General features: G+C 39.8%; 13 protein-coding genes. All 13 read right to left on the bottom strand.

The genetic code is table 11. The annotated features are described in order from the left end of the window. Positions 1 to 57 precede the first annotated feature (57 nt). Positions 58 to 504: a D-aminoacyl-tRNA deacylase gene (gene dtd, locus IV67_RS04115; protein ID WP_057787400.1), complete on the bottom strand. Its 447-nt coding sequence runs from the start codon at positions 502 to 504 to the stop codon at positions 58 to 60. A gap of 2 nt (positions 505 to 506) precedes the next feature. Next, the gene (locus tag IV67_RS04110) at positions 507 to 2,738 is read right to left on the bottom strand and encodes a RelA/SpoT family protein (protein WP_057787398.1); all 2,232 of its coding nucleotides are present in this window, start codon (positions 2,736 to 2,738) and stop codon (positions 507 to 509) included. A gap of 201 nt (positions 2,739 to 2,939) precedes the next feature. Then, positions 2,940 to 6,278: a DNA polymerase III subunit alpha gene (locus tag IV67_RS04105; protein ID WP_057787396.1), complete on the bottom strand. Its 3,339-nt coding sequence runs from the start codon at positions 6,276 to 6,278 to the stop codon at positions 2,940 to 2,942. A gap of 106 nt (positions 6,279 to 6,384) precedes the next feature. After that, positions 6,385 to 6,570, bottom strand: coding sequence for a YjzD family protein (locus IV67_RS04100; protein ID WP_057787395.1), 186 nt, complete (start codon positions 6,568 to 6,570; stop codon positions 6,385 to 6,387). Positions 6,571 to 6,646: 76 nt separating this feature from the next. Further along, positions 6,647 to 7,147, bottom strand: a complete 501-nt coding sequence (locus tag IV67_RS04095; RefSeq protein WP_057787394.1) for a dihydrofolate reductase — start codon at positions 7,145 to 7,147, stop codon at positions 6,647 to 6,649. A 1-nt stretch (position 7,148) separates the two neighbouring features. Continuing rightward, on the bottom strand, positions 7,149 to 9,071 hold the full coding sequence (locus IV67_RS04090) for an ABC-F family ATP-binding cassette domain-containing protein (protein WP_057787392.1): 1,923 nt from the start codon (positions 9,069 to 9,071) through the stop codon (positions 7,149 to 7,151). 3 nt (positions 9,072 to 9,074) lie between these two features. Continuing rightward, the gene (locus tag IV67_RS04085; RefSeq protein ID WP_057787390.1) at positions 9,075 to 10,292 is read right to left on the bottom strand and encodes a CCA tRNA nucleotidyltransferase; all 1,218 of its coding nucleotides are present in this window, start codon (positions 10,290 to 10,292) and stop codon (positions 9,075 to 9,077) included. A gap of 138 nt (positions 10,293 to 10,430) precedes the next feature. Further along, a complete protein-coding gene (gene glmS, locus IV67_RS04080) occupies positions 10,431 to 12,245 on the bottom strand; it encodes a glutamine--fructose-6-phosphate transaminase (isomerizing) (protein WP_057787388.1) in 1,815 nt (604 codons plus the stop codon). 214 nt (positions 12,246 to 12,459) lie between these two features. After that, positions 12,460 to 13,734, bottom strand: a complete 1,275-nt coding sequence (locus IV67_RS04075; RefSeq protein WP_083486666.1) for an LCP family protein — start codon at positions 13,732 to 13,734, stop codon at positions 12,460 to 12,462. Positions 13,735 to 13,877: 143 nt separating this feature from the next. Then, positions 13,878 to 14,435, bottom strand: coding sequence for a ribosome recycling factor (gene frr / locus IV67_RS04070; RefSeq protein WP_057787386.1), 558 nt, complete (start codon positions 14,433 to 14,435; stop codon positions 13,878 to 13,880). Further along, positions 14,435 to 15,160 (bottom strand): UMP kinase, encoded by a 726-nt coding sequence (gene pyrH, locus IV67_RS04065; protein WP_057787384.1) that lies wholly within the window; start codon positions 15,158 to 15,160, stop codon positions 14,435 to 14,437. Before pyrH ends, frr begins: the two co-directional genes overlap by 1 nt. A gap of 27 nt (positions 15,161 to 15,187) precedes the next feature. Continuing rightward, positions 15,188 to 16,063, bottom strand: a complete 876-nt coding sequence (tsf, locus tag IV67_RS04060) for a translation elongation factor Ts (RefSeq protein ID WP_057787382.1) — start codon at positions 16,061 to 16,063, stop codon at positions 15,188 to 15,190. A gap of 153 nt (positions 16,064 to 16,216) precedes the next feature. Continuing rightward, positions 16,217 to 17,005 carry a 30S ribosomal protein S2 gene (gene rpsB / locus IV67_RS04055; protein ID WP_057787379.1) on the bottom strand — a complete coding sequence of 263 codons (789 nt, stop codon included), beginning with the start codon at positions 17,003 to 17,005 and terminating at the stop codon, positions 16,217 to 16,219. Positions 17,006 to 17,040 lie beyond the last annotated feature (35 nt).

Raw genomic sequence — 17,040 nt, 5'->3', positions numbered from 1 at the left:
ATATTACAAAAACATGTTTTACTAATTCACATGTATAGCCATCTATCAGCCTATTCGTCACTTTCTATCTGTATCAAATAGAATCGTCACTGGCCCATCGTTGGTTAATTCAACTTGCATATCAGCCCCAAATTTTCCAGTCCCGACGGTCAAACCTTGCTCACGTAATTTTGTATTAAATAAATCATACATTTGCGCAGCATAATCAGGCGCACCCGCTTTTGTAAAACTTGGTCGATTGCCCTTGCGTGTATCAGCATACAAAGTAAATTGTGATATTGATAGAATCGCACCATCAATGTCTCGTATATTTAGGTTCATTTTTAGATTTGAATCTTCAAAAACCCTTAAATTTGTAATTTTTCTGACCAAATAATCAATTTCAACTTCAGTATCCGTATCTTGAATGCCTACTAACAACATAAAACCTTGTTCAATCTGACCTAAAATTTCTGATTCAACACTAACCTTAGCAGATGATACGCGTTGTACAACAACTTTCATTTTTATTTAAACACTCGCTTAACTTCATAAATATCAGGAATACTACGGACCGTATCCATGATGAGTTCTAGTTGTGTCAAATTTTGAACGCCCACAGTTAATGACACATTTGCATCTGTCTTATTTTCAATACGTCCATTAATCGATGATAATGTTTTTGTATTGTTGGTTACTGTTCGCATCACATCACTCAACAATTTATCACGATTCATCCCACGCACACTCAAATCAGCTTCGAATTCTTCATTATTAAAGCCGTCTTGATTCTCCCATGCAACATCAATCAAGCCCTGACCTTGCTTCATGACCGCTTGTAAGTTAGGACATGCGACACGATGCACTGATACACCACGTCCACGTGTGACATACCCTTTAATCTCGTCACCTGGTACCGGCGTACAACAATGTCCAAAACGAATCAACATATTATCAACGCCATCAATCACAATGCGATCTTTACGCTTCTTATGTTCCTTTTCAGACTTACCCTCTTTTTCAAGCGTTTCATGTTCTTCTAAAATGGCTTTTTGTTCCGCAGCTTGACGCTCAGCTTCTAACTGTTCGCGTTTTTCTTCGGTAAATTTATTAGCCACACCTTGTGGTTTTGTGTCGCCAAAACCAATACTTGCATACATGTCATCCGCACTATTAAAATGCGTCTTTTGCGTTGCAAATTGTTCATTGGCATCGGTCATAATTTCAGCTGGGTCAAAGTCATTTTCTTTCAGCCATTGCGCCAACATTGCCTTACCAGCATCAATATTTTCATCACGATCCTGCTTACGGAAGTACTGACGAATCTTATTGCGGGCACGACGTGTTTTTACCATATTTAGCCAATCACGATTAGGCTTAGCCGTTGGTGCTGTAATAATTTCAACAATATCACCGGTTTTCAATTGATAATCTAACGGTACGATATGGTCATTCACGCGTGCACCCGTTGTATGATTTCCAATATTCGTATGAATACTGTAAGCCATATCTAAGGGACCGGCGCCTTTGGCCAATTCAATGACATCCCCTTCTGGTGTAAAAGCATAGACGCGATCAGAGAACAAATCACCCTTAACGGATTCCATAAAGTCATCCGCATCACTCGCATCATCTTGCAAATCCAAGATACCTTGAATCACATTCAACTTTTGCTCATCGTTATTTTCAACATCAGCGCCATCAACATTACCTTCTTTATAAGCCCAATGAGCAGCCACACCGTATTCTGCGACTTCGTGCATGGCATGCGTTCGAATTTGAACTTCTAAAGGCCGTCCGCTTGGCCCAATCACAGTAGTATGCAATGATTGATAACCGTTCGCTTTTGGCAAAGCAATGTAATCCTTAAAACGACCTGGCATCGGCGTCCAGCGCGCATGAATCGCGCCTAAAACGGCATAACAATCTGGGATTGAATCAACAATTACCCGAATCGCTGATAAATCAAAAATATCTTGGAAATCCTTCTTTTTATCCACCATCTTACGATAGATTGAATAAATGTGTTTAGGGCGTCCATACACATCGACATTCTTTAAATCTAATTCTTCAATTGTTTGTTCAATTTCTGAGACTGCTTCTTCCACAATTTGCAAACGTTCACGACGACGTAACTTCATCGAACTCGCAATTTCATGATAGCCTTCTGGGTCTAGATAACGTAATGACAAGTCCTCTAATTCCCATTTAATCGTCATAATTCCTAAACGATCCGCCAAAGGCGCATAGATTTCCAATGTTTCTGAAGCAATACGCTTTTGCTTTTCAGGTCGTAATGCATCTAATGTGCGCATATTATGCAAACGATCCGCCAATTTAACAATAATGACACGAATATCATTGGACATCGCCAATAACAGTTTACGATGATTCTCGGCCAATTGTTCTCGTGATGATTTATATTTAATTTTTGAAATTTTTGACACACCGTCAACAATGTTGGCAACGTCGTCTCCAAATTGTTCACGTAATTCATCCAAAGTTGCATCCGTATCTTCAATCACATCATGCAAATAACCAGAAACAACCGTATCTGGGTCCATTTTTAAATCTGCTAAAATACCAGCAACTTGAATTGGGTGCGCAATATAAGGTTCCCCAGATTGACGGACTTGATCAACATGCAAATCGGCTGCAAATTGATACGCACGGTCAACCTTGGCAACGTGCTCTGGATTCATATAGGATGCAACTGTGTTGTGCACATCCTCAGCTGTAACTACTTTTGCTTCTACCATACTTTTCCCCAGTTCATTTCGTGAATAACTGCTGCGATGATTATGCAACCATCACTATACTTATTTATCATTGTAACGCATGTTTATATTTTGACATAGCGTCCTATTAAAATTGTAAAAAAATAGACATGTAAAAAGCATCACTTCCGTCAAAAAAACAGCCATTTTCATATAAATGTTATGAAAATGACTGTTTTTTAATTAGTTCGTTTGAAAAACGACATTATTTTGTCCCAATATTTCTGTCAAAGCCTGAGTTGTTTCCAAATCATACGATAAATATTGTTGTTCGGCTAATGCAATTTTCTTATTTGATGCCGCTTCAATCACCAGCACTGGATTCACCCCGTGATGTGTTTGTAATACCGGCTGTAAACGACGCATCATCTCAGCAGTATCCAATTCAGCCGGAATTCGTAGAAACCAGCGTCCTTTGGGAACTGCTTGTTTATCTGATTTAGCAACGGATTGAGCCATCGGTGCTTTTTGAATTTGTTCAGCAAGCACTTGAATGCCATCACGGCCACGCTGTCCTTCAACATTTCCGCGAATTCGTAACGTGTTTCCTTTTTCTAAATCAGTTTGGACTTGTTGATAGAGTCTCGGGAAAACAGTTAATGAGATATCACCAGTTAAATCCATCACATCAACGAAAGCCATTTGATCACCCTTTTTGGTTCGAATGACTTTAACATTTTGAATATAACCAATCAAAACGACATTATTCATACCGGATGCCAAATTGGCAATATCAGTATGTTCTTGACCAAGATAAGCTTCAATGGGATGCCCACTTAAATAGACACCCAAATAATCATGCTCATAATTCAAACGTTCATCAGTCGAATAATCGCTGACTTCACGAATTTTTGGTTCAAGCGTATCAAACATGGACATGGACTCACCCGCCAGGCCAACTGCATCTAAATAACTCTGCAGCGACTCGACTAACGCGCGGCGATTATCATTAAATTCATCGAAGGCGCCCACATACACAAGGGGCTCTAATTGTTCAATCTTACGATATTTATTTGATAAACTACCAATAAATTGCGTCAAATCTTTAAAGCGACCGTTATTCTTTCTGTTTTCAAGCACTTCCGTCCGGAAATCACGTCGCAAACCAAGAATTGAGGCTAATCCCATTTGCAATTGCCCCTGTTTATTAACACTGTAACCTTGCCAACTTTGATTAATACTTGGTCCCAACACCTGCACACCAGCCGCGCGGGCCTCAGAAATATAGGCACTCACTTTAGCTTTATCGGCAATTGCATCGTTTAAGACCGCTTTATAAAAGGCCAATGGATAGTGGACTTTAACATAGGCCAATTGGACGGCTAATTTTGAATACGCCACCGCATGCGAACGATTAAACCCATACTGCGCAAAAGTCTCAATATAGCCATATACTTCTTGTGCTAGCGCTTCTGTATGGCCATTTGCTACTGCTCCGGCAATAAAATCAGTCTTGATGTTAGCCAATTTACCTGCATCTTTTTTCGACATTGCGCGTCTTAATAAATCGGCTTCGCCCAAAGTAAATCCGGCAAAACGTTCAGCCACACGCATAACTTGTTCTTGATAAACAATAATGCCATAGGTTGGCGCTAAAATATCCGCAATACTCTCATCCAATACGGTTGGCTGTTCTTGACCATGTTTACGGGCAATAAAATGACCAATGTTTTGGCTTGGACCAGGTCTAAAGAGTGCGTTGGCGGCTACAATATCCTCGAAACTATCCGGGTGCATTTGCCTTAACATGTTTTTCATACCCGCAGATTCAAATTGGAACACACCATTCGTGGCACCTTTTTGAAATGCCGTCAACATTTGCACGTCATTTAAATCAATCGTTTCGATATGAAAATCAGGATCCTGCTTGGCTACCTCACGTAAAGCGGTATCTAAAATATTCAAATTAGACAAAGCTAAAAAGTCCATTTTTAACAGTCCCAGTGCTTCAACCGGCCCCTTGGGTAATTGTGTCACTAAGCGACCATCTTCACCTAATTGGACCGGCATCGTTTCTTGAATAGGTGTTGCTGATAACACGACTCCAGCTGCATGCAAAGAAGCATTTCTTGGTAGGCCTTCCAAACGCTTGGCCGTTTCAAACAGTAACTCACCATCAACCGGCAAATCAAATAAAGCATTGCGAAAACTTTGCGATTCATCATATGCCGTCTGTAAAGTCAAATTTAATTGACGTGGGATTGTCTTAGATAATTGATCAATCTGTGTTGGCGTTAAGCCAAAAACACGTGCAACGTCACGAATAACTGCTTTGGCACTCATCGTTGAAAAAGTAATAATTTGTGCAACTTGTGTATGACCATATTTTTGATGCAAATAATCTAAGACTTGTTCACGTCGATTATCAGGAATATCAATATCAATATCCGGCATTTGCGCGCGTTGTGGATTTAAAAAACGTTCAAACAATAAATCGTATGCAATTGGATCAACATCCGTAATATGTAACGCATATGCCACTAAAGAACCTGCTGCTGAACCACGCCCAGGCCCTGTTCGAATATGCTCTTGATGCATATAATTCATGACATCCCATACAATTAAGAAATAATTATCAAAACCTAATTCATCAATAACACCTAATTCATAGTCCAAGCGAGTTTGATAGCGACTATCAACATCTGAGAGACGTTCAGTTAGTCCCTGTTGAGCTAATGCTTTCAAGTAATCCTTGGCGGACGTATCAGCAGGTAAATTAATTTTCGGCAAATTGTTTTCTTGTGGCGCCATTTCGAATTGACTATGATCAGCCAACCAATCTGTCATTGCAACCGCATCCCCTAAACCAGCTTGTTCAAAAGCTAATGTCCAATCGTCAGGTTTAGGTAAATAATTTTCAGCCGTATGTGTATGGGCTTGTCCAATATTTTGAATTGTTTCACCCAAGCCAATTTTTTCAATCACTTGCATGGCAAAACCATCTTGCGGTTGACAATAGTCAACTTCACCTAGTGCAATTAAGGGTGCCATAAAGCGCTCTGCCAGTGTTTTTAGCTCCGCAATGCGCTCACTCGCCATGATTGGCGTCACACCCAAAAACAAATGATCTTCAGCAACGATTGCGCGTACTTTTTGCAATAGCGCTTCTGCTGATGATTTGCTTGAACTCAATAAAACAGACAATTCACTTACGGTTGGAAAAATAACATATAATCCCGTAAGTAAATCTGCTATGTCAGCTAAACGCGGTGCTTGTTCCTCAGTCATTAAACGACTGCTAATCGCTAACAAATTTTGATAGCCTTGTTGATTTTCAACTAATAAAACCAATGGAAAAATTTGTGCAATGTCAGTACCCATTAAATTAGCGGTTAAACCTAAAATGGGTTTTACATCATTTTTTTTGGCGGCTTGATAAAAATTATCCATGCCGTATAAGGTATTGTCGTCAGTTAATGCCAGAGCTTGATAGCCCTTTTGCTTAGCATCTGCCACTAACGTTGCTGGTAATGTGGGACTTTTCAATAAGGTAAAGGCTGTCCGTATTTTTAAAGGTACCATCCGCAATCCCCTTTCAGCGTTTTCAGTATCTTTATCATATCATTTTTTTGATGAGCGCGAAAAAGCCAATCTATGAAAGATTGGCTTTTTTCTTACACATATCCGATTAGTGGGCATTTGGTGTTGCTGATTTAGAAATTGCAAATTCACCAATGGCTGCGATTGATGCAATAACAGCTGAAAATAGTGATACTGCTGTTGCATCATATGATACAGCTGCAAGGGCACTTGCAATATAACCTAAGACTTCACCCAAAATAAATGTCCAGAAAAACAAGGTAATATACTTCATGATTTTCTCACCACCTATTGTTGATTAACTACATTTTACGCTTCTAAACTTTAATTGTCATGCTTATGGCAAAATATTAATCACGAAGTTCATATTCAAGGGCTTCATAATCATAATCATTTGCTTCATTATGCGTTCCTTGAGCAATTGGGGTCCCTTTCCAGACTGTCTTATCGACTTTGGGCATTTTGACATCCCCAGTTAAGTCTGTATCAAGATACGTGACAACTAATTTGTCGGCAACCGGCATGAATGATTCATAAATGGGCTTTCCACCAATAACTGCTAAGTCTAAGTTGGCAGCCTTGGCAACATCGATAGCCTCCTCAACAGAATGAACCTTCTGGAAACCTTCAGGCACTGCCAATGATTCATCATGCGTTAGAACCAGGTTAAGACGTTTAGGTAAGGGACGTCCATTAAAGCTTTCCATGGTATGGCGCCCCATCACAATCACCTTATTCAAAGTTGCTTGCTTAAACAACAGCATATCATCTTTTTGATGCCATGGAATTTGGTTATTTACGGCAATTGTCCCATCATTGGTTTGTGCCCAAACTAAAGAAATAGTTGTCATGTTAATCCTCCACACGTTCTGATAATTCTTCCCAACGATTCATTTTATCTTCTAAAGCTTGATTTGTTTCTTCTAAATCATGCTGTAAAATACTTAACTGACTAAAATCAGCACCATTCTCGATCATATCTGCTTCAATTTTTTCCACTTGTGCTTCTAACTTAGCAATATCATCTTCAATCGTTTCCCACTCTTGTTTCTCAGACCAAGTGAGCTTTTTCTTTTTAGGTTTTTCAACAATCGGTGTTTCAACAGAACTGGCACTTGCATCCAGTTTTGCTTCAGTGTCGTGATGTTGCTTGCTAGGGGCATTCTCAATCGTAGGTGCGCCATATTGCGCTAAATAGTCAGAGAATAGTCCCGCATAACGCGTAATTTCGCCTTGTCCATGCAAAATCAACAATTTATCTGCAACCTTATCAAGGAAGTATCGATCATGGGAAACAGTAATCACAGTCCCCACAAATTGATGCAAATAGTCTTCCAACACAGTTAATGTACCAATATCCAAATCATTGGTTGGCTCATCTAAGAGCAACACATTTGGTGATTGCATCAAAAGTTTTAACAGATAAAGGCGTCGTTTTTCACCACCAGATAATTTACGAATCAATGTGCCATGCATCATACTTGGGAACAAGAATTGTTCCAACAAATCAGAAACAGAAACACGATTACCAGCTTGATCGACAATTGCTTCCGCTACATCGCTCAAATATTCAATAACACGTTTATCCTCTGGAATCGGTTCAGTCTGTTGCGTATAAAAGGCCATCTTCACCGTTTCACCAATTTCAACAATCCCTGAATCCAGCTGCTGACGCCCGGCAATCACATTTAAGAGCGTTGATTTTCCAGTCCCATTTGGTCCTGTAATCCCGATGCGTTCATTCGCTTGAATCAATTCATTAAAGTCTTTTAAAATAACGCGATCATCAAACGCTAAATCTGCTTGTTCAACATTAATAACCTTTTTCCCTAAACGAGATTGGCCTAATGACACTTCAACTTCATCATCTAGCTGTAAAGTACCACGTTGATCAGAGATTTCAGCAAAACGATTTTCACGTGCTTTTTGCTTCGTTGAACGAGCCTTCGCCCCTGTTTTCATCCAAGCAAGTTCTTTTTTATATAATTGTTCATTTTTATGGTCGGCAACTTTACTGGCAGCAACACGCTCCGCTTTTGCTTGCACAAAGTCTTGATAGTTACCGGTATATTCATATAATTGTCCAAATGACAATTCAAAAATACGATTCGTCACATGGTCTAAGAAATAACGGTCATGAGTCACGGTCATCACAGCACCACGATACTCGCTTAAATATTTTTCTAGCCATGCAATTGAATCAAAATCTAAATGGTTAGTTGGTTCATCTAACAAAAGCAAATCAGGCGCTTGAATCAAGACTTGCGCGAGCCCAACACGCTTTTTCTGTCCACCTGATAGTTGGCTAACCTTCATATCTAGGTCCGGCAAATGAAGTTGGGTCAAGATCGATTTCACTTCTGACTCGGCTAACCAAGCATCATCTTGGTCCATTTGGGCCTGTAACTTGGTAAAACGCTGCTCAATTTTTGCATCCTCTGGGTTTGCCGCATAGGCATCTAAAGCACTCTCATAATCACGAATTAATTGAAAGACTGGTTGTGCACCAGAAAAAACGGCATCCATAACTTTTTTATCATCATCCAAGTCTGGATCTTGTTGTAGATAGCCAATTGTATAGTCATTTGGCATCTCCAAATCACCAGAATCAGCTGGCGTTAAGCCTGAAATTGCATTTAAAAGGGTTGTTTTTCCTGAACCATTAACCCCGATTACACCAACACGATCACCTGTTTCAATTAAAAACGAAATATGATCTAGTAACGTTTTTTCACCATATATACTGGTTAAATTATTTGCTCGAAATTGTTTCATAAATTATTTTTTCTCTTTTTCCATCATTTCAACAGCACGATAAAGTAACGCAGGTTTCAAATTTGCTACTTTATTTTCAACAACTTCATGCTCCAATTGATTTAATATTTTACCAAGAATAGGACCAGGTTTCACATCCAAATTAGTCATCAAATCGCTTCCGGTTACCGCTAATTCATGCCGTGCATGGATTGATAATTGATCATAACGGGCAGCAATTTCATCAGTATCTAACTGTAATTCAGATAGATTGGCTACTACGATTGCCGTTGGTAGCGCTGACCCTGTCATATATAACTCCCAATCAGATGCTTCACCTAAGCGCAACACATTTAATAAAGCAATACTTGTTTGAATGGTCTTAATGAGCTCATTACTATGTTTCCATTTCCGTAAAAAGCTACCTGCATCTTCAGGGGTTAAACCTAGTTCAAACACCAAAAGGCCCCATGCCTGCGTGTCATCTGTTGGTTGGGCCACCTTCAACAATTCAGCCATACCAATCAAATCTATATCTGCATTTTCTAACCCTGGCATGTACAGATTCAAACGATTTTTCAACAACTCTAACATGCCATATGTTGCTGCACGACCTTGCATCAATTTCGTGAATTCAACATTCGTACGTTCGATCGAAATATTTGCTAACAAAGCAGCATTGTCTTGAATTGATTGTTGCGTATTATCCTCAATTTTAAAATCTAATTGCGCCGCAAAACGCACAGCTCGCATCATTCGCAAAGCGTCTTCATGAAAACGTTCTTCTGCTTTTCCAACTGCACGTAAAACATGGTTTTCCAAATCTGAAATTCCATCAAATAAGTCGATAACTTCACCTGTACGCTTTAACGCCAATGCATTTACCGTAAAATCACGCCGCTTTAAATCTTCTTTCAATGATCGAACAAAGGTCACTTCGTCCGGACGACGAAAATCCGTATAATCCGATTCTGTTCTAAAAGTCGTCGTCTCATATCCTTGTCCGTGATCTAAAATCATGACAGTTCCGTGTTCGATACCTGTATCCACTGTTTTTTCAAATAAAGCTTTCACTTCTGCTGGAAAAGCCGATGTTGCAATATCAACATCATGAATTGGTTTGTTTAAAAGGGTATCACGTACTGATCCGCCCACAAAATAAGCCTCATACCCGGCTGCTTCAATGGTTTCTAAAATCGGTAACGCTGCTTGAAATTCCTCTGGTAATGTTGCTATTTTCATTTGAAATCCCCCCTTGTATGTGCCTCTTAAGTATAGCAAATATTTTTTGAGAAAAGGGATTCTAACCCAGAAAAAAATCTAACAAAAAACATCAGAAACACAAGTAATTCACTCATGCCTCTGATGTTTAAATGATTATTATTGAACAGTCACTGACTTAGCCAAATTACGTGGGTGATCAACATCCAAGTTACGGCCCAATGATGTATAGTATGCCAACATTTGTGTTGGAACAACTGCCAATAATGGTGCAAGCAATGGATCAACGTCTGGAAGGACGTAACCCTTTTCACCTTCTTCAGCTAATACGCTTGTTGTAATACGATAAACGTTCGCACCACGTGCTTGTGTTTCAGCGATATTACCACGTACAAGACCAGCAGTCTTTGGTTGCGTCAACAAGGCAATTACTGGTGTTCCATCTTCAATCAAAGCTAATGTTCCGTGCTTCAATTCACCAGCAGCAAAACCTTCAGCTTGAACATAGGCAATTTCCTTAAGCTTCAAAGCAGCTTCCAAAGAAACGTCTGAATCAGATCCACGTCCAATGAAGAATGTGCTAGTAGCAGGCACTAACAATTCATTCGCCACTTCTTGGAACACAGCCTTGTCATCAACAATGGCTTGAATATCAACAGCAATTGTTGATAGTTCTTGTTCCAAATCAAGGTCAATGCGTTCTGACATCGCATAGGCCAAGATTGCTTCCAATGTTACTTGCGCAACATATGCCTTCGTTGATGCAACGGCAATTTCAGGACCAGCTACCAAAGGCAAAGCATAAGTTGCTTCACGCCAAAGCGTTGACTTTTCAACGTTAGTCATTGTTAATGACTTGAAACCGGCACGGTTAACGTTTTGCAAAACTTCACGTGAATCAGCAGTTTCACCAGATTGTGACAAGAAAATGAAGAATGGGTTCTCAGAAAGCAAAGGTTGCTCGTAAGCAAATTCTGAAGAAACATGAACTTCAGTTGGAATGCCGGCCCACTTTTCAAACATACGTGCCCCGATCAAACCAGCGTGGTATGAAGTTCCGGCAGCCACAATATAAATACGGTCGGCTTTTTGAATATCTGAAACAATTTGGTCACCAATTAAGATTTCACCATTTTCACCGAAGTACTTGTCTAGCAATCGACGAATCACAATTGGTTGTTCATCGATTTCTTTAAGCATGTAGTACTCGTAAGTTCCCTTATCTGTTTCAGAAGCATCAATATCAAGATGGAATGGTTCACGTGTAATTTCTTCACCATCTTTATTGAACAAACGAACAGACTCTGGCTTAACAATTCCAATTTCATCATCATTCAATTCAATGAAATCTTTTGTTTCATCAAGCATTGCAATGGCATCAGATGTAACGACATTAAAGTCAGAACCTGTTCCAATTAGCAATGGTGACTTACGCTTAGCCACATACATTGTGTCTGGTTCTTGGTCATCCATTAACAAGAAACCATAAGCTGAGTTATCAGCTAATAGGCTTGTCATTTTTTGAAGCGCATCAAAAGTTGATAGACCGTCTTGAACAAACTTTGCAACTAATTGAACTGCAACTTCAGTGTCAGTATCTGAAACAAATTGTACATCCGTCAAATACTTATGCTTTAATTCAAGATAGTTTTCAATCACACCATTGTGTACAAGATAGAAACGGCCATCAGCACTTTGATGTGGATGCGCATTTTCAACTGAAGGTACACCGTGAGTTGCCCAACGTGTATGTGCGATTCCAGCTGTTCCTGAAACATCTGAACGATCAACTAAATCAGCTAAGTCAGCCACACGGCCCTTTTCCTTAACTAATTGGTCCTCACCATCGGCAACATCTGGTACGAAAATTCCAGCTGAATCGTAGCCACGGTACTCCAACTTTTGTAGACCCTTTAATAAAATAGGTGCTGATTGATAGTTCAATCCAGTATATCCAACAATTCCACAATACATGAGTTACACTCCTTTTAAATTTATGCTTTTAATTTTTTATATTAACCTTACTTATTGTACAACTAGTTAAATGGTATAGTCAAGTGTTCATGAAGAACTGCCTATGAATTGGCGTTTATTTTTGAAAAAAGCCCTTTCATTGGACATGAATTTCAAATTGGTATATATCATTATATAAAAAAGAGACAACGCAAAGTCGTCTCTCTTTATCTATTTATTCACCACCATAAAGGTCATCAGTAGTTTCTTGTTCATCGCCTTGATCACTTTGTTCTATCATATCACTGCTTGTTTGTTTTTCAGACGATTCTGCCAAATTTGGCACACCATTAGCGGCCAAAACATCATCAGAAACTTCACCACCGTATAAGTTACCGGCCGTCTTCGCATCTAATCCCAATGACTTACGCAACACATCTGTCGCACGTTGCTGTTCATCACGATAGACCACTTCTGTTGATCCAGAATCAAGCATATAGCCATCACCCTGAATATGATCTGATTTAATCTCACTTGCAGCTGGTAGATACTTACGACCAATGGTCATAACGTTGCCAAATGTTAAATCAGTTTGCGTTGACTTGCCAACTTCTTCGATAAATCCACTTGAAAGTACACGTGTCGGATCCTTCTTAATTTTATCAAGAATTCCTTCCATTACCATACGCTGACGTTCTTGACGACCATAGTCACCCTTTGGATCAGCATAACGCATTCTTGAAAAGGCTAAGGCTGCCTTACCGTCCATTTTATCAAAGGTTTCAGTCTTGCCATCTTCGCCAGTATGGGTAAATGTAGATGAACCTTCCTTAAATGAATACAAATTACCTGGATCAGCATGTGCAGTATCAGGATTAAATTCAAATGTTAAGGGGGACTTAACCGTAATTCCATCTAATTGGTTAACCACTTTTTCCAATCCACCCATGTTAACTAAGGCATAGTAATCAATTGGTACATTCAACCAGTCCTGAACGGTCTGAATTGACGTTGCTGAAGAACCTAATTCATATGCCGCATTAATTTTTTGCGGGAATTGGTTCTCGTAACCGGGAATTGACACTAACGTATCACGCGGAATTGACATAATCGTTGTTTTACGATCTTTCGGATTAATTGTCACGACCATCATTGAGTCCGTACGACCTTTATAGTCACGTCCCAACTCACCAGTATCCGTTCCCATCAAAAGAATCGAGAATGGCTTTCCATCCTTCAATACTTGATCGACATCACGCGCTTTTTTCATATCAGATGCTTTATATGAACTGTCGGCAGCATTTTTAGACTTCGCATATAATACGCTACCTATTCCTGCAACAATCAAGGCTAGGATTGCGATTACAATGAGCACCCAATGCCAAACCTTACGCTTTCGTTTCGGCTTAGCATTTGATGCATTAGCAGCTGCTAATGCATCGTTATGTGTAGCATCTCCTGTATTTTCCGCATTTCTACGCTCGGAACGAGATTTATATTCTTTAGACATTCGTAAGTCCTCACTTAATTCTTTATACGACACTCACGAGAATCGTATATTAGTTACTTAATTTTACCACATTTTTTATAACAAAACTTAAAATAAAAAGCACACTCAAAGCTTGAGTGTGCTTTTTACGGTAAATTACTAAACTAAATTGTAAGCAATTCTTTTTCTTTTTCAGCAGCAATTTCATCAACTTGCTTTACAGCAGCATCAGTTGCCTTTTGAATATCATCTTCTAATTGATGGGCTTCATCTTCAGACAAATCTCCATCTTTTAAAGCTTTCTTGCTAGCATCCATTGCATCACGACGGGCTGAACGCACAGCCACTTTTGACTTTTCAGCAACACCCTTAACTTCTTTAGCCAAATCTTTACGGCTTTCTTCAGTCAAGGCTGGGATAACTAGACGAATCACTGAACCATCATTTGCTGGCGTTAAACCTAAATCAGCTGCAAAAAGAGCTTGTTCAATATCTTTTAGGGCTGACTTATCAAAAGGTGTAATCAAAAGCACACGTGCTTCTGGCACCGTAATTGAAGCAATTTGATTCAATGGTGTTTCGGCACCATAATATTCAACATTTACACCACGAAGAATTGATGGATTAGCAACACCCGCACGGATTTGACTCAATTCACGTTGCAAAGAGTCAGCTGCCTTTGTCATCATTTCTTGGGCTTGATCAACGATTGTATTCGCCATTAGTGATTAGCCTCCACAGTTGTTCCAACATTTTCACCTTCAACCACACGCTTAATGTTACCTTGCGTGTTCATGTTAAAGATAACTAAGTTAATATCATTATCACGTGCCAATGTTGAAGCCGTTGAATCCATCACCTTCAAATCCTTTTCTAGGATATCAGCATGAGTCAACGATTCAAACATTGTTGCATCTGGGTTCGTACGAGGATCTGCTGAATACACACCATCTACACCGTTCTTAGCCATCAAAATTGCTTCAGCATCAATTTCAGCAGCACGAAGGGCAGCAGTTGTGTCAGTTGAGAAGTATGGTGAACCAGTTCCAGCACCAAAAATCACAACACGTCCCTTTTCAAGGTGACGCACAGCTTTACGACGGACATAAGGTTCAGCAACTTGACGCATTTCAATCGCAGTTTGCACACGTGTTGGAACTCCGGCAGATTCTAAAGCATCTTGCAATGCTAAAGCATTCATTGTTGTTCCTAACATGCCGACATAGTCAGCTTGGGCACGTTCCATACCCATTTGTGCTCCAGCTTCACCACGCCACAAGTTTCCACCACCAACAACAATGGCAATTTCAATTCCAAGCTCATAGACGTCTTTAATGTCAGCAGCTACATCTGTAACTGTTTGTGGATCAATTCCAAATCCACGTTCACCAGCTAGCGCTTCCCCAGACAACTTTAATAAAATACGCTTATATTTAACATTTGCCATAATTTATCTATCCTCTACTAGTTCGGATTAACCCATTTGTGCAGCAACTTCGGCAGCGAAGTCGTTTTCAGCCTTTTCCATTCCTTCACCAACTTCGTAACGTACGAAGTCAACTACCTTACCACCCTTTGCTTCAACAAAGGCACTAACAGTTTCCTTACCGTCACCCTTAACGAATGGTTGGTCGTTCAATGAAATTTCAGCAAGGTACTTGTGCAAACGTCCTTCAACCATCTTTTCCTTGATGTTTTCTGGCTTACCTTCAAGGTCTTCAGCGTGCATCAACACGTCCTTTTCGTGGGCCAATTCATCAGCAGGTACGTTTTGGCTTGATAGGTACTTAGGGTTGATTGCTGCAACGTGCATTGCAATATCCTTAGCAGTTGCTTCATCAGCACCGTCAAGCAAAACGATTGAAGAAATACGTCCACCCATGTGTGAGTACGCAGCCAATGTTTGACCATCTTGCTTTTCAACAATTTGGAAACGACGCAATGTAATCTTTTCACCAGTAACTTGTGTTGTGTGGATGATCAATTCATTCAAAGATTGACCTTCAACGTCCAATGCCAAAGCAGCTTCAACGTCAGCTGGTTCATTGTCCACAATCAATTGTGCAACAGTGTGTAGCAAGTCATTAAATTCCTTGTTTCCAGCCACGAAGTCTGTTTGTGAGTTCAATTCGATAATGGCAGCTTTGTTACCAGCTTCAGCAACATATGTCATACCTTCAGCAGCAACGGCGTCAGCCTTCTTAGCAGCCTTAGCCATTCCCTTTTCACGCAAAACATCAACAGCCTTGTCCATGTCTCCGTCAGTTTCTACCAAAGCTTTCTTGGCGTCCATCATTCCAACACCAGTCATTTCACGTAATTCTTTAACTTGAGCAGCTTTAATTGCCATTGTCTAATCTCCTTGTTTAATGCATAATTTTTTCTAATTCAGTATAACTGAAATTACGTTAAATTTCTAGTTATTATCCGGATATATTCATATTATTTAAAACAATTTAGTGTACAAAAAAACTACAAGCTTAAAACTTGTAGTTTTTTTAGATTAAACTTCCTTGTTACCTTCAACAATTTCAGTCAAATCTTCAATTGTGTCAACGCGACCTTCTTCTTCAGCACTAACTGCAGTCAATTCTTCTTCAACTGAGTCTTCACCTTGGTTACCTTCGATAACAGCATCTGCCATCTTTGCAGTAATCAAGCGAACGGCACGAATAGCGTCATCGTTTGATGGAATGATAACATCAATTTGGTCAGGGTCAGCATTTGTGTCGACCATAGCCACGATAGGAATGTTCAACTTGTGTGCTTCTTCAACTGCCAATTGTTCCTTATGTGGATCAACAATGTACATTACGTCTGGAACCTTAGGCATATCAGCGATACCACCCAAGAACTTCTCCAACTTTTCACGTTGCTTGATCAACAATGAAACTTCCTTCTTTGGCAATACGTCGAAAGTACCATCTTCTGACATTGCACGCAATTCCTTCAAACGTGAAACACGCTTTTGGATTGTCTCCCAGTTTGTCAAAGTTCCACCCAACCAACGGTGGTTAACAAAGTATTGGTTTGCACGTGTAGCTTCTTCAGCAATTGCATCTTGCGCTTGCTTCTTAGTTCCAACGAACAATACTGTTGCGCCGTCAGCAGCTTGATCACGCATAAAGTTATATGCCTTATCAACCAACTTAACAGTCTTTTGCAAATCGATGATGTAAATACCGTTACGTTCTGTAAAGATATATTCCTTCATCTTAGGGTTCCAGCGACGAGTTTGGTGTCCAAAATGTACACCAGCTTCAAGCAATTGCTTCATTGAGATAACTGCCATGAGTATCTTCCTCCAAATGTTTTTCCACCTGATTT

The sequence above is a fragment of the Weissella minor genome, from assembly GCF_001437425.1.
Lineage (GTDB): Bacteria > Bacillota > Bacilli > Lactobacillales > Lactobacillaceae > Weissella > Weissella minor.
Note: the sequence above shows the minus strand (reverse complement) of the source record. Positions and strands in the feature narration are given on the sequence as shown.

Bases quoted from the DNA above. Each gene is read 5' to 3' on its own strand.
- tsf (WP_057787382.1), bottom strand. From the start codon at position 16,063: ATGGCAATTAAAGCTGCTCAAGTTAAAGAATTACGTGAAATGACTGGT.
- glmS (WP_057787388.1), bottom strand. From the start codon at position 12,245: ATGTATTGTGGAATTGTTGGATATACTGGATTGAACTATCAATCAGCA.
- frr (WP_057787386.1), bottom strand. From the start codon at position 14,435: ATGGCGAATACAATCGTTGATCAAGCCCAAGAAATGATGACAAAGGCA.
- IV67_RS04095 (WP_057787394.1), bottom strand. From the start codon at position 7,147: ATGACAACTATTTCTTTAGTTTGGGCACAAACCAATGATGGGACAATT.
- IV67_RS04100 (WP_057787395.1), bottom strand. From the start codon at position 6,570: ATGAAGTATATTACCTTGTTTTTCTGGACATTTATTTTGGGTGAAGTC.
- IV67_RS04090 (WP_057787392.1), bottom strand. From the start codon at position 9,071: ATGAAACAATTTCGAGCAAATAATTTAACCAGTATATATGGTGAAAAA.
- dtd (WP_057787400.1), bottom strand. From the start codon at position 504: ATGAAAGTTGTTGTACAACGCGTATCATCTGCTAAGGTTAGTGTTGAA.
- IV67_RS04105 (WP_057787396.1), bottom strand. From the start codon at position 6,278: ATGGTACCTTTAAAAATACGGACAGCCTTTACCTTATTGAAAAGTCCC.
- IV67_RS04085 (WP_057787390.1), bottom strand. From the start codon at position 10,292: ATGAAAATAGCAACATTACCAGAGGAATTTCAAGCAGCGTTACCGATT.
- pyrH (WP_057787384.1), bottom strand. From the start codon at position 15,160: ATGGCAAATGTTAAATATAAGCGTATTTTATTAAAGTTGTCTGGGGAA.
- rpsB (WP_057787379.1), bottom strand. From the start codon at position 17,005: ATGGCAGTTATCTCAATGAAGCAATTGCTTGAAGCTGGTGTACATTTT.
- IV67_RS04110 (WP_057787398.1), bottom strand. From the start codon at position 2,738: ATGGTAGAAGCAAAAGTAGTTACAGCTGAGGATGTGCACAACACAGTT.
- IV67_RS04075 (WP_083486666.1), bottom strand. From the start codon at position 13,734: ATGTCTAAAGAATATAAATCTCGTTCCGAGCGTAGAAATGCGGAAAAT.